Below are 14,247 nucleotides of genomic sequence, written 5' to 3'. Positions count from 1 at the left end.
ATGTTTATTGTGGAATTTATTTTCCATTTTTTACTAAAAATTCAAATACAAACTCAACAGCATCTTTTTCGGATTTGAAAAATTTATCATCATAACGATTTCCTTTTTCATCTATTGAATACCAAATATATAAACCGTTAAGATTTTCCAATCCTTCTCCAATATCGGTTAAGTATCTATGATTTGGAGTGAATGTGTTTTTAATGTTGTTTTTCAACATCCATTCTTCAAGTTCAACAATTGAATTCATACAGAGATATTTTTAATATTTACAAGGTTTTGAAAACCTTTCAGGAAAACTAATAACTGAACACTGATTACTTCTTATACTCCTTCACCGCTTCTACAAAAGCCTTCGCATGATCAACCGGAATATTTGGTAAAATGCCGTGACCTAAGTTTACGATGTATTTGTCTTTTCCAAATTCGTCAATCATTTCGTGAACCATTTTTTTGATGGTTGGAATTGGAGAAAGTAAACGACTTGGATCGAAATTTCCTTGTAAAGTGATATCGCCACCGGTTAAATAACGTGCGTTTCTTGGTGAACATGTCCAATCTACTCCTAAAGCTGATGCTTTTGATTTTGCCATGTCGTTCAAAGCAAACCAACATCCTTTTCCAAATACGATAACTTCGGTTTCTTCAGCTAAAACTTCTACAATTTGGTTGATGTATTGCCATGAGAATTCTTGATAATCAACAGGAGAAAGCATTCCGCCCCAAGAGTCAAAAATTTGAATCGCATTACAACCTGCTTTTACTTTTTCTTTCAAGTATAAAATCGTGGTATCGGTAATTTTTTGCAATAATAAGTGTGCTGCTATTGGATTTGAAAAACAAAATCCTTTTGCTGTATCAAAACTTTTAGAACCTTTTCCTTCTACTGCATAACAAAAAATCGTCCATGGTGAACCTGCGAAACCAATTAATGGTACTTCGTCGTTCAGCATTTCTTTAGTTAGTTTTACTGCATCCATCACGTAACCTAAAGTCTCGTGAATATTTGGAACAAAAACCTGATTTACTTGTTCAGCTGTACGAATAGGATTTGGAATTATCGGACCTAAATTGTCTTTTAATTCTACGTGAATTCCCATAGCTCTTGGTACTACCAAAATATCTGAAAATAAAATTGCAGCATCTGGTTTTACAATTCGAATCGGTTGAACCGTGATTTCAGCTGCTAATTCTGGAGTTTCGCAACGCGTGAAAAAATCATATTTATCGCGCAAGGCTCTAAATTCTGGCAAATATCTTCCTGCTTGACGCATCATCCAAACGGGTGGACGTTCAACGGTTTCTCCTTTTAATGCTCTTAAAAATAAATCGTTCTTTAACATGGTTTTTGTTTTTCAGACCTAACAGATTTCGAAAACCTTTCAGTTCTTATTTTTATTTATAAAATTTTATTACTTCAGTAATTACATTTTCAACGGTTGGTTGAGATGCAATTACTATGTTTTTATGTCCCGAAACTTCGGGATTATTTTCTAATGCTTTTGCAGTGGTGGTTCCAATACAAAAACACATTTTATTTTCTAATGTGTTGTTTTCCAAAAAGCTACTTACTCCAGACGGACTAAAAAATAAAATGCCATCAAATGGTTTTTTTATTTGGTGTGGTTTCAGTTTGGTTTCATATACGACAATTTCGTTATATGCGATTTTGTTTTGCTGAAAATAATATGGAATCGTATTTTTTCTGATGTTACCACAGAAGAATGTAAACGAATTTCCTTTGTATTTCGAATCAATAACTTCAATTAAATCTTCGGCATAATCAGCACTTTCAATAACGGTGAAACCTTTCTTTTCGAGAAAATTTTTGGTTTTACTTCCGACACACAAACATGAAATGGAATGAACGTTTTTTACTTCCGATTTTAAAACACTTTTTACCGCTTCTTTACTTGTAAAAATTAAGTAATTGTTTAGTTGAAGTGTTTCAAAAGAAACCGATTTGGGTTGAATAAAATTCTTTTCTACAAGTTCTATTCCAGCATCAGAAAACTTCTTTTTTAACGCCTTTGAAAGTTTTTTTGTAGAAAGAATTCGAGTCATTTTAGCTTCTAATTTGGTGTTCTTCTTGTCCTAAACAATACGTTTCAATGTCTTTGTTGTATCCATAAACTACTAAAATATCGTCTTCCTGAACGATTGTTTCGGGTGTAGGACGCCCAATAGATTCTTTTACAATTGACTTTTTCCCAATTAAATTACGTTTTTCTCTTTTGCGAATAATCGTAATTAGAGTTAAATGATATGTATCTATAGAGTCTAATTCACCCAATGTTTTTCCGAAGAATTCTGGTTTAGCTCTCACTTCAGAAATCGTAAAATTGTCATCTAATTGATAGTTTTCTAAAGTTGATTTGAAGTTGATTTGTTTGGTTAATCGATCTGCCGATTCTTGTTCTGGGTGAATAATACTATAAATTCCCATAGCTTCTAAAACCGTGTCGTGTATAGGAGATAAAGCTCTACTGATGATTTTTACATCACTCAATTTTTTAATAATTGCAGTTGTAATTATCGCTGCCCCTTCATTTTCTCCAATAGCTACTACAACTTTATCAGCATCTTTTAATGGTAAAGCTTCATATGATAATTCATTTGTTGAATCTAAGGCAATTGCATGTGAAATTTTATCTTTGATAAGATTAATTTTTTCGATGTTTTTATCTACACCTATTACTTCGTTTCCTGTTTCAGTTAAACTGATGGCAAGCGACATTCCGAAGTTTCCTAAACCAAATACTATAATTTTCATTTTTGGCACATTAGTTAATTAATATATTTTCTTTTGGATATTCATAGAATTGATGATTCAATTTTTGAAGCATTCCAATTAATAAGTTGAGCATTCCAATACGTCCTATGAACATATCTGCGATAAGAACATATTTGCTAGGTTCTGTTATTGTTGGGGTGAAATTTAAGCTTAATCCTACAGTACTATAAGCAGAAAAACATTCAAAAGCTACTGTTAATAGAGGGGTTCCTTTCGGTTCAAAAATTAACAAAAGTATAATTGAGATTCCGATAGAAATTAATGAAATACATAAAATTGCGAAAGCTCTTGAGGTGGATTCACTTGAAATTCTTCTTCCAAATATTTCAATTCTGCTTTTTCCTTTTGCTACTGCAAATATATTTAAAGTGGCTAATGCAAAGGTACTAGTTTTAATACCCCCAGCGGTTGAAGCTGGCGAACCTCCAATCCACATTAAAAAAATAATTACTAATAATGAAGGAACTGTCATATTAGCAAAATCAACCGCATTAAATCCGGCAGTTCTAGGTGTTACCGAATTAAATGCCGCGGCAGTTATTTTTCCAAAAGTGCTTTCGTGTTCTAATAAAGTGTTGTTGTATTCTGAAATAAATAAGAAAACAAAACCACCAATTAACAAAACTAATGTTGTATAAATTACAATTTGAGTATTTAGGGTAATGATTCGAACTTTTCGATGAACAATGGTTTTATCAAAAAATTCTAAAACTTGTGTTTTGATTTTTTGATAAAAATTGAATATAATATTATGGCCTAGCCCACCAAAAATAATTAATATCATAATTATCCATTGCAAGAAATAATCAAAACGAATCGCTTGGTCATACAATCCAGCCGATAAAATAGAAAAGCCAGCATTACAAAAAGCAGAAATTGAATGGAATATTGAAAAGAAAAATTTATTCTCGATGGCATTATTATCAATGATAGAAGTGTATACAAAAATTGCTCCGACTGCTTCAATTCCAATAGTAAAAAGCACAACATTTAGAGCCGCTCTAAAAACATCTTTTAAGCCATCGTGTGCAATAAAATCTTTTGTATTTAAGCCTTCTTTAAAAGAAGAACTTCCTCTAAAGAAGAAAGCAAAGAAAGACGTAAAGGTTAATATTCCAATTCCGCCCAATTGAATTAAAACTAAAATTATGGATTGCCCAACAACGGTAAAAGCTGTTGAAGTATCTACTACCGCTAAACCTGTTACACAAACAGCACTTGTAGAAGTAAATAATGCATTGGTAAATGTTATTCCGTTTGTAGTTGCACTTGGCAGCATTAACAAAAACCCTCCCGTTAAGGCTAAAATCATAAAACTTCCCACAAAAACAATAGCCGGATTGAAATATATATCATAAATATGGCGTACTAAGACCAAAAGCCTTAATAAGAAATAAAATATAAGTCCACCTTCCAAAACAGGTTTTACCTTTTGAAGAATATAATCGGTAGGGAAATCTAAGTTTAGTAATGAAATTACAAAGCAAGTTAACATGATGCCCGTTAGTAAAATCATATTTGCTAAGGCTACTTTCTTGTTGCTCTTATATTTGTAAGTAAAAAACTTAAATGAATTAAAGGCTAATAATCCAATAGAAAGGAGTATTAAACCAATAACGTGAGGCGAATTATAGTTTTCTTCGAAATCATATCCAAAGTCAAAAACTATAAAAAGTAATACAATAATATCAAAAAAGCGATATAAATAATTGAGTAATGATTCTTTCTCCATTTTGGAATAAAATTACTTTTTTAAATCACGACGAATGCTTTCCATTAAAGCACTTCCGCCGTTGTTTAAAATTTCTTCGGCACATTTTTTTCCGAAGTTTTTATAAGAATCAAAAGTACAACTTTTTTTGATTGTATGTTTTTCTTTTCCGTCTAAAGAAAACAGAACGCCTTCAAAATCAATTTTATCGGATGTAAATGTAGCTAAAGCTCCAATTGGAGCTGTACAACCGCCTTCTAATGTTTTTAAAAATTCACGTTCAATGTGTGTACAAATTTCGGTTTCAGAGTGATTTAGTTTGGCTAAAGCTTCTTTACAAAAAACATCATTTTCCATTGCCACCACCACCATTGCTCCTTGGGCTGGTGCCGAAACCATCCAATCTAAATCGATATAATTTTCTGGTTTTAAATTGATGCGTTCTAATCCTGCAGCTGCAAAAACAGCTCCGTTCCAATCGTTATCATAAATTTTTTGCATACGCGTATTTACATTTCCGCGTAAATCAACTACGGTATGATTTGGATATTTGTTTAACCATTGTGCTTGTCTGCGTAAACTTCCAGTGGCGATAGTTCCAGTTGAATTTAAAAATTCTAAATTGCCTTTGTGAACTAAAATATCAAGTGTATTGGCGCGTTCTAATACGGCAGCTTGCACAATTCCAATAGGTAATGCAGTAGGAACATCTTTCATAGAATGCACGGCAATATCTACTTGGCCATTTAACATGGCAATGTCTAATGTTTTAGTAAAAATTCCAGTGATTCCTAATTCGTAAAGTGGTTTGTCAAGAATAATGTCCCCTTGTGATTTTACGGCTACAATTTCAGTTGTGTATCCTAAATCGTTTAATTTTTTTTGAACTGTGTGTGCTTGCCAAAGGGCTAATTCGCTATCACGAGTTCCTATTCGGATTGTTTTGCTCATTATTTTGCAATCGTTTCTAATTGGAAAATTTTTTCAATCCATTCAATGCTTTCATCTACCATAGTTTCATCATCTTTTAAATGATTCGCAAAATGATTCGTAATTTTTTGAATGATTCTAGCGGTAATTAACTCTGCTTGTTCTTCGTCAAAATTAACTAGTTTTTTTCGTTGAAAGTTTAATTCTCCTTCTTTAATTATATTCAGTTTTGCTTTTAAAGCATGTATAGTAGGTGCGAATTTACGTTGTTTTGTCCAAGCAATAAATTCATCTTTAATCGTTTCAATAATTGTTTCAGCAGCGGGAATATGTTTTTTTCTATTTTCCAATGTTTCATCGGTCATTTGTGAAAGCTCATCCATGTGAACTAACGTAACATCTTTAATGTCTTTCACGTTTTCATTAACGTTTTTTGGAATGGATAAATCCAAAATCAACAAAGGTTTTTTTAGATTTAAAATTGCTTTATCAACCGTAGGATTTAAAGCGCCAGTTGCTACAACTAAAACATCTGCTTTTTGAATTTCTAATTGTAAATCTGAATATTCTTTTACAATTACGTTTAGTTTTTTGGCAATTTTTTCAGCTTTATCCTTTGTTCGGTTAATTAAAGTAATATGTTCGTGTTTTGAATGTTTTACTAGGTTTTCACACGTATTTCTTCCTATTTTTCCAGTTCCAAAAAGTAAAATGTTTTTAGAAGCAATATCTTCTACATTTTTAAAAATGTATTGTACCGAAGCAAAAGAAACCGAAGTTGCTCCAGAAGAAATCTCCGTATCCGTTTTGATTTTTTTACTGGCTTGAATAACCGCATTTACTAGTCGTTCTAAAAACGCATTCGCTAAATTAAGTTCTTTGCTTTGAACAAAAGCATTTTTCAATTGACTTATAATTTCAAAATCACCAAGGATTTGACTATCTAAACCTGTTCCAACACGAAACATGTGAGAAATGGCTTCTTTATTTTTAAATACAAATGCTACTTTTTGAAAATCTTCAACAGTTCCTTGGCTATTTTCGCAAAGTAATTTGATTAATTGAAATGGGTGTTGTGCAAAACCATAAATCTCTGTTCTATTACAAGTCGAAGTAACAATCAAACTCTCCAAACCTTCAGCTTTTGCCTGATGTAATAAATTTAGTTTAGCTTTATCGTCTAAACTAAATTTACCTCTCATTGCGGCATCGGCTTTTTTGTAACTTAAGCCAATAGCATAGAAAGTTGGATGTTTCGCAAATGTATTGTTTTCCATGGTTTATACTCTTTCCTAAAAGTTTAACAAAATTATTAGTATGTTGTTTATAAAAGTAACGCTTAAAGGACTTTTTATATCGATGAAAGATATTTTATATCTAATTCGTCTTTTTAGCGTTATTTCTATTAAATTTGTAACAAAATCAAGTGTTTTGAATTTAATTATATAGAATAGTTCTAAATAAGTAATTCGTTTTTGTTTGCAACTATATTCAAAAAAATATCGCTATGGGTTCACAAGAAGAAATAAAAATTGAAAATGATTTTATTTTATATCTCTTTCAAAATGATGGGGATGAAATGTATCGAGTTCAAAAATCTGTAAATCAGGGATATATTCAATTTCATTTTGGTTTAAAAGGAAAAGGAAAATTTATTTTCAATCAAGGAAATTATGCACTCGATTTAAAAGAAGAAAAGTCGCTTTTGTTTTATAATCCGCAAAAAGAATTACCGCTTAATTTAGAATTAGCACCACATACTTGGATTGTTTCGGCCATTATTTCTATAAAAAAGTTTCATGGTTTGTTTTCATCACAAGCAGAACATATTCCGTTTTTGAGTGAAGATAATAAAGATAAGAAATACTACAAAGAAAATGATATCAGTCCGTCAATGGCAATTGTGTTGAGTCAATTGTTTCATTACAACCTTAATTCGTTCATTAAAAACTTATACTATAAAGGAAAAGGGTACGAATTATTGAGTTTGTATTTTAACCGTTCCGAAGACCCAAATGCAGAACAATGCCCGTTTTTAATAGATGAAGAAAATGTATTAAAAATTAAAAAAGCTAAAGAAATTATGATTTCTAACATGGCAGAACCACCAGGATTAGAAGAATTATCGGAGCAAGTTGGATTAAGTTTGAAAAAATTAAAAATGGGTTTCAAGCAAATTTATGGCGATACAGTTTATGGATTTTTATTTGAATACAAAATGGATTATGCCCGCCAATTGCTTGATAGTGGTTCCTATAATGTAAATGAAGTAGGTTTGAAAATCGGATACAGCACAGGAAGTCATTTTATTGCCGCTTTTAAAAAGAAATTTGGTACTACACCAAAAAAATATTTAATGAATTTGAACACGATTGTATAAAACCACTTGATATCAATTTCGTATATCAAACTATAAATAAAAAAATGATAATTTGAAAAGTAAGAAAACCAAATTAATTACTTTTATAAAAAAAACAATTGCCACATGAAAGGAGTATTATTAGTAAATTTAGGATCACCAGAAAGTCCAACAGCAAAAGATGTTAAGCCTTATTTAGATGAGTTTTTAATGGATAAATACGTAATAGACGTTCCGTTTTTATTACGTGCTTTATTAGTTAGAGGAATTATTTTGCAAACGCGCCCTAAAAAATCAGCGGAAGCTTATGCAAGAATTTGGACTGATGAAGGTTCTCCTTTAATTGTGATTTCTAAAAAAATGCACCAAAAAGTAAAGCAAATGGTTGATGTTCCAGTGGCTTTAGCGATGCGTTATGGAACTATAACTATTCAAAAAGGATTGCAAGAATTAAAAGATCAAGGTGTTACCGAAGTAATGCTTTTGCCTTTATATCCGCAACATGCTATGGCTTCTACCACTACTATTTTAGTTTTAGCTGAAGAATTACGCCAAAAACATTTTCCAGAAATGACCATTACAAATGTTCCTGCGTTTTATAATAAACCTGATTTTATTCAGGCTTTAGCGAATTCTATTAAAAAACATTTAGAAGGATTTGATTACGATCATTTATTGTTTTCATATCACGGAATTCCAAAACGTCATATTCGCAAAACAGATGTAACAAAATCACATTGTAAAATTGACGGTTCTTGTTGTAACACACCTTCGCCATCGCACGAATTTTGTTACCGTCATCAATGTTATGAAACTACCAAACAAGTCGTAAAATTATTAGGAATTCCAGAAGGAAAATACAGCCAAACTTTTCAATCGCGATTAGCAGGAGATAAATGGTTAACACCTTACACGGATGTTGAAATCAATAAAATGCCTGAACAAGGCATTAAAAAATTAGCCGTTGTAACGCCAGCATTTGTTGCCGATTGTTTAGAAACTTTAGAAGAAATTGCAATGGAAGCCAATGAACAATTCTTGCATCATGGTGGCGAGGAATTTATGGCAATCCCTTGTTTAAACGATGAAGATGAATGGTGTGGTGTGGTGGCAAATTGGATTAAAGAATTTAAAAATAACTAAATTAGTTTACAGTCTCAGTCTCAGTAAACACCTGCGACTGAAAACTGAAAACTGAAAACTGAAATATGGAGCTTTATAACTACATAAAATCACTGCATTTAATCTTTGTAATTACTTGGTTTGCTGGGTTGTTTTACATTGTTCGTTTGTTTGTTTATCATGCCGAAGCCAAACAAAAGCCGCAACCTGAACAAGATATTTTGATTAAACAATACCAATTAATGCAATACCGATTATGGTATATTATTACTTGGCCAAGTGCTGTTTTGGCAAGTGTTTTTGCTTTTTGGATGTTGTTTTTTACGGAAGTAGGCAAAGTTTGGATGACACAGCCTTGGATGCATGTAAAATTAGCCTTTGTGTTTTTATTGTATTTGTATCATTTAAAATGCCATCAAATTTTTAAGCAATTACAGAATAACGAAGTAAAAAAATCAAGTAATTTTTTCAGGATTTGGAACGAAGGCGCTACAATTATTCTATTTGCAGTTGTTTTTTTAGTAATTTTAAAAAATGCCATCAATTGGATTTATGGTGTCATCGGAATTTTTGTTTTTTCGATGGTTATTATGTTAGGATTCAAGTTTTATAAAAAAATAAGAGAAAAGAACCAAAACAGTTAATGGATAGAATTTTTAATATCAAAAATCTTTCACTTCAAATAAGAATATTTTTATCCATGATATTCTTAACACTTATTGCGTCAATACTTATTGCTACAGTTTCTATTTATCAATTTAGAAAAGAGGCGCGTGAATACCATCAAGATCGTTTAGAGCGCAAGGAAACAGCTATTACAGAACATATAAATTATGTGCTACAAACAACAACCTATCCGCTAAACACACAAAACATTCCGCTAATTTTTAAAGAAAAAATATTTGAATTAGCAGACATTCATAGCATGGAAATTAATTTCTTTGATTTAAAAGGAAATCTATTAATTTCATCAAAAGCTATTTTTAAGCTGGATAAAGACAAACCTAAAATTAATCCTTCTACTTTAAAAATCATACAATCTTCATTAGATAAACGCTATATTGAATTTTCAAAAGTAGAAGACCAATCCTTTCGTTCTTCGTATTCTTATTTAAAGGATACCAAGTTTAAACCAATGGGAATTTTGAATTTGCCCTACGAAGAAAATACTGAATTTTATGACAATGAAGTGCAAAATTTCTTAATACGTTTTGGTCAAGTTTATGTATTTATGTTTTTGATTTCTATTGTGTTATCCTATTTTTTATCAAGTTATATTACAAAATCTTTAAAAATTATTAGCGATAAAATTCAGCAAACTCAATTAGACCAACGCAACGAGAAAATTGTTATAGAAGATGGTAGTAAGGAAATTAACTTACTAGTTCGTTCCTATAATAATATGGTGGATAAATTAGAAGAAAGTGCTGTTGTTTTAGCACAAAGTGAACGAGAACAAGCATGGAGAGAAATGGCAAAACAAGTGGCGCACGAAATTAAAAATCCACTTACGCCAATGCGTTTAACCGTACAAAGTTTTCAACGAAAGTTTGATGTTACTGATCCAAATATGTCAAAAAAGATTGATGATTATACAAAAACAATTCTTCAACAAATTGACACTATGAGTGCAGTAGCAAATGCATTTTCTAATTTTGCAACCATGCCAGCACAACAAAATGAAACGCTAAATGTGGTCTATATTGTTAAAATGGCATTGGAAATTTTTAATGAAAATTATATTCAATTTTCTGCAATAGAAGAAGAAATTATTGCCAAATTAGATCGAACACAATTAATCCGTGTGATAACAAATTTGGTTAAAAATGCCATTCAAGCTATTCCAGAAGAGCAAGAAAATAAATTAGTTTTCGTAACCGTTTTTAGACAAGACAACTATGTTAAAATTGCGGTAAAAGATAACGGAAAAGGAATTTCTGAAGAAAATCAGGCGCGAGTTTTTGAACCAAAATTCACTACCAAATCAAGTGGAATGGGACTTGGTCTAGCAATAATAAAAAATATTATTGAAAATTACCATGGAACAATTACTTTTGAAACGGAATTAAACAACGGAACCGAATTTTTGGTTTCTTTCCCAATAAATAAACTATAAACATACTATAATGGAAAACATTTTAATTGAAAAACAAGACAATATTGCGGTTATTACCATTAATAGACCAACAAAATTAAATGCTTTAAATAAACAAACTATACAAGAATTACATGATGGTTTTAAAACATTAAGCGAAGACAAATCGGTTAAAGCCATCATTATTATTGGAAGTGGAGAAAAAGCATTTGTAGCTGGAGCTGATATTTCAGAATTTGCAAATTTTTCTGTTGAAGAAGGTGGAAAGTTGGCTGCAGAAGGACAAGCTTTATTATTTGATTTTGTTCAAAATTTAGACACTCCTGTAATTGCTGCCGTAAATGGTTTTGCTTTAGGAGGTGGATTAGAATTAGCCATGTCGTGTCATTTTAGAGTGGCTTCTGATAATGCAAAAATGGGATTACCAGAAGTAACTTTAGGAGTAATTCCAGGTTATGGAGGAACGCAACGTTTAGCACAATTAGTCGGAAAAGGTCGTGCCATGGAAATGATTATGACAGCAGGAATGATTGATGCCGAAACAGCTAAAAATTACGGGTTAGTAAATCATGTTGTATCACAAGCAGAATTACTAGATTTTACAAAAGGAATTGCTGCTAAAATCACTAAAAATTCTAGTGTTGCTATTGCAAAAGCAATTCAAGCTATAAATGCAAATTATATTGATGGTGTAAATGGATACCAAGTAGAAATTGAAAATTTTGGAGCTAGTTTTGGAACTGAAGATTTTAAAGAAGGAACTACCGCATTTTTAGAAAAAAGAAAAGCAGCGTTTCCAGGCAGATAATTAATACATGTTAAAGTAATAATAATTTCGCTCTAAGAAATTAATATTGATAATATTGTGTTTTTTTCAGTACAATTAACTGTAAAAAACAACTTTTAAAAGTTTCATTTTAAAGTAATAAAAACCCAGATTTTTTTCTGGGTTTTTATTTGACCTCCAAAATTTCAATCATTTTTTTGATGATTTAATAATTTTTTATTGTTAAAATACTTAATTTTGAATCGAATTTTAAATTTATTGATAATTCATCAAAAACAACACAACAATTATGACCCAAAAAATTAATGACTTTGTAGCAGAAGTTGCAAAAACAAATCCAAACGAGCCTGAATTTTTACAAGCAGTTCATGAAGTTGCTGAAGCAGTAATTCCATTTATTGAGAACAACAACAAATACAACAACAAAATGCTTTTAGAGCGAATGGTAGAGCCTGAAAGAGTAGTTATGTTTAGAGTTGCTTGGATAGATGATGCAGGTAAAACAAGAATTAATAAAGGTTATCGTATTCAAATGAATTCTGCGATTGGACCTTATAAAGGAGGTTTGCGTTTTCATCCATCTGTTAATTTAAGTATTTTGAAATTTTTAGCTTTTGAACAAGTGTTTAAAAACAGCTTAACTACATTACCAATGGGTGGTGGGAAAGGAGGTTCAAACTTTGATCCTAAAGGTAAATCAGATACAGAAATTATGCGTTTTTGTCAAGCGTTTATGCAAGAATTAGCGAAACATATTGGTGCAGATACCGATGTTCCTGCTGGAGATATTGGCGTTGGCGGTAGAGAAGTAGGTTACATGTTTGGTCAGTATAAAAAAACAAGAAATGAGTTTACAGGAGTTTTAACGGGTAAAGGAATTTCTTTTGGAGGTTCATTAATTCGTCCAGAAGCTACGGGTTATGGAACGGTTTATTTTGCTCAAAGTATGTTGGCAACTAAAAACACTACGTTTGCTGGAAAAACAGTAATTGTTTCTGGTTCTGGAAATGTGGCTCAATACGCTATTGAAAAAGCAACTCAATTGGGTGCAAAAGTAGTTACCGCTTCAGATTCATCGGGATATATTTATGATGCTGATGGAATAGATACTGAAAAATTAGCTTACATTATGGAAATTAAAAATGTAAACTATGGTAGAATTTCTGACTATGTAGCAAAATATTCAAATGCTAAATTTGTAGCTGGAAAACGTCCTTGGGAAGTAAAAGGAGATATTGCATTACCTTGTGCAACGCAAAACGAGTTAAACGGAGAAGAAGCTAAAGCATTAGTACAAAACGGTTGTATTTGTGTTGCTGAAGGAGCTAACATGCCTTCAACACCAGAAGCAATTGCAGAATTCCATAAAGCAAAAATCTTATTTGCTCCAGGAAAAGCGTCAAATGCTGGAGGAGTAGCAACATCTGGTTTAGAAATGTCACAAAACTCATTACGTTTAAGTTGGACTACAGAAGAAGTAGATCAAAGATTATTCAAAATTATGAGCAATATTCATGAATCTTGTGTAAAATATGGAACAAATGAAGATGGCTATGTAGATTATGTAAAAGGAGCAAATATTGCAGGTTTTGTTAAAGTAGCAGATGCAATGTTAGCGCAAGGAGTGGTATAATAAGTTTACAATTTCAGTTTAGAGATTAATAAACAGATTTTAAATATAAAAGCAGTTTTCAGAAATGAAAACTGCTTTTTTTATTTAGTAATTCAAAACTGCTCACTATTCTTCACCATCCCACTCAGCATAAAACTGACTTAAATAAGTAATCATAAAATCATGGCGTTTTTGAGCAATTTTTTTACCAGTTTCGGTATTCATTTTATCTTTAAGAAGTAATAGCTTTTCGTAAAAGTGATTCAGTGTTGGCGATTCACTGTTTTTATATTCTTCTTTACTCATATTCAAATTTGGCTGAATATTCGGATTGTATAATGGACGATTTTTGAATCCTCCATAATTAAAAGTGCGTGCAATTCCAATCGCACCAATTGCATCCAATCGGTCTGCATCTTGAACAATTTCTAACTCCTTGGAATTAAATTTTTTCTCAAAATTTCCGCCTTTAAACGAAATATTTTCAATGATGGAAATTACATGTGAAATGATGTTTTCAGAAACATTTTGTGATTCCAAGAAAATTCTTGCTGTTTTTGGACCAATCTTTTCATCACCATCGTGAAATTTCGAATCAGCAATATCATGTAATAACGCACCTAGTTTTACAATTGTGATATCACAATCTTCTTCTTCAGCAATTAATAATGCATTTTTATATACACGTTCAATATGAAACCAGTCATGCCCACCTTCAGCATTGGTTAATTGATTCTTTACAAAAAGGATGGTATTATTGATTAATTGCATGATAACAAGTTGCAAAAAAATTTCAACTTTAAAAAAAATTGGAATTTAGATTTTTTAATATTCGAA

At 31.3% G+C, this 14,247-nt stretch carries 14 protein-coding genes; 6 read left to right on the top strand and 8 right to left on the bottom strand.

The window, feature by feature from the left end; translation table 11 throughout:
- Window positions 1–16: 16 nt before the first annotated feature.
- From RSE15_RS08100 to hemA, 7 genes are all read right to left on the bottom strand, one after another.
- Complete coding sequence (locus RSE15_RS08100; protein WP_324067366.1) at window positions 17–250, bottom strand: hypothetical protein; 234 nt, start codon at window positions 248–250, stop codon at window positions 17–19.
- 67 nt (window positions 251–317) lie between these two features.
- Window positions 318–1,343: a uroporphyrinogen decarboxylase gene (gene hemE / locus RSE15_RS08095; protein ID WP_324067364.1), complete on the bottom strand. Its 1,026-nt coding sequence runs from the start codon at window positions 1,341–1,343 to the stop codon at window positions 318–320.
- 52 nt (window positions 1,344–1,395) lie between these two features.
- Window positions 1,396–2,064 (bottom strand): uroporphyrinogen-III synthase, encoded by a 669-nt coding sequence (locus tag RSE15_RS08090; protein WP_324067362.1) that lies wholly within the window; start codon window positions 2,062–2,064, stop codon window positions 1,396–1,398.
- A 1-nt stretch (window position 2,065) separates the two neighbouring features.
- A complete protein-coding gene (locus tag RSE15_RS08085; protein ID WP_324067360.1) occupies window positions 2,066–2,773 on the bottom strand; it encodes a potassium channel family protein in 708 nt (235 codons plus the stop codon).
- 10 nt (window positions 2,774–2,783) lie between these two features.
- Complete coding sequence (locus tag RSE15_RS08080) at window positions 2,784–4,526, bottom strand: TrkH family potassium uptake protein (protein ID WP_324067358.1); 1,743 nt, start codon at window positions 4,524–4,526, stop codon at window positions 2,784–2,786.
- A 12-nt stretch (window positions 4,527–4,538) separates the two neighbouring features.
- On the bottom strand, window positions 4,539–5,459 hold the full coding sequence (gene hemC / locus RSE15_RS08075) for a hydroxymethylbilane synthase (protein ID WP_324070437.1): 921 nt from the start codon (window positions 5,457–5,459) through the stop codon (window positions 4,539–4,541).
- Window positions 5,456–6,712 carry a glutamyl-tRNA reductase gene (hemA, locus tag RSE15_RS08070; RefSeq protein WP_324067356.1) on the bottom strand — a complete coding sequence of 419 codons (1,257 nt, stop codon included), beginning with the start codon at window positions 6,710–6,712 and terminating at the stop codon, window positions 5,456–5,458. Before hemA ends, hemC begins: the two co-directional genes overlap by 4 nt.
- Before the next feature lie 230 nt (window positions 6,713–6,942).
- On the opposite strand from hemA, the gene RSE15_RS08065 reads away from it, so the two are divergent.
- The 6 genes from RSE15_RS08065 (at window position 6,943) to gdhA (ending at window position 13,431) form a co-directional block, all read left to right on the top strand.
- On the top strand, window positions 6,943–7,815 hold the full coding sequence (locus tag RSE15_RS08065; RefSeq protein ID WP_324067354.1) for a helix-turn-helix domain-containing protein: 873 nt from the start codon (window positions 6,943–6,945) through the stop codon (window positions 7,813–7,815).
- Window positions 7,816–7,920: 105 nt separating this feature from the next.
- Entirely contained in the window at window positions 7,921–8,937 is a 1,017-nt protein-coding gene (hemH, locus tag RSE15_RS08060; RefSeq protein ID WP_324067352.1) for a ferrochelatase, read from the top strand.
- 65 nt (window positions 8,938–9,002) lie between these two features.
- Window positions 9,003–9,560, top strand: a complete 558-nt coding sequence (locus tag RSE15_RS08055) for a CopD family protein (protein WP_324067350.1) — start codon at window positions 9,003–9,005, stop codon at window positions 9,558–9,560.
- A gap of 56 nt (window positions 9,561–9,616) precedes the next feature.
- Window positions 9,617–11,032 (top strand): sensor histidine kinase, encoded by a 1,416-nt coding sequence (locus RSE15_RS08050; protein WP_395654545.1) that lies wholly within the window; start codon window positions 9,617–9,619, stop codon window positions 11,030–11,032.
- A gap of 10 nt (window positions 11,033–11,042) precedes the next feature.
- Window positions 11,043–11,819 (top strand): enoyl-CoA hydratase/isomerase family protein, encoded by a 777-nt coding sequence (locus tag RSE15_RS08045; protein WP_324067345.1) that lies wholly within the window; start codon window positions 11,043–11,045, stop codon window positions 11,817–11,819.
- Window positions 11,820–12,087: 268 nt separating this feature from the next.
- Entirely contained in the window at window positions 12,088–13,431 is a 1,344-nt protein-coding gene (gene gdhA, locus RSE15_RS08040; RefSeq protein WP_324067343.1) for an NADP-specific glutamate dehydrogenase, read from the top strand.
- 105 nt (window positions 13,432–13,536) lie between these two features.
- On the opposite strand, the gene RSE15_RS08035 is transcribed toward gdhA, so the two are convergent.
- Window positions 13,537–14,181 (bottom strand): HD domain-containing protein, encoded by a 645-nt coding sequence (locus RSE15_RS08035; protein ID WP_324067342.1) that lies wholly within the window; start codon window positions 14,179–14,181, stop codon window positions 13,537–13,539.
- Window positions 14,182–14,247 lie beyond the last annotated feature (66 nt).

It is taken from the genome of Flavobacterium sp., assembly GCF_035195345.1.
Lineage (GTDB): Bacteria > Bacteroidota > Bacteroidia > Flavobacteriales > Flavobacteriaceae > Flavobacterium.
This window is presented reverse-complemented; position numbering and strand designations above follow the sequence as displayed.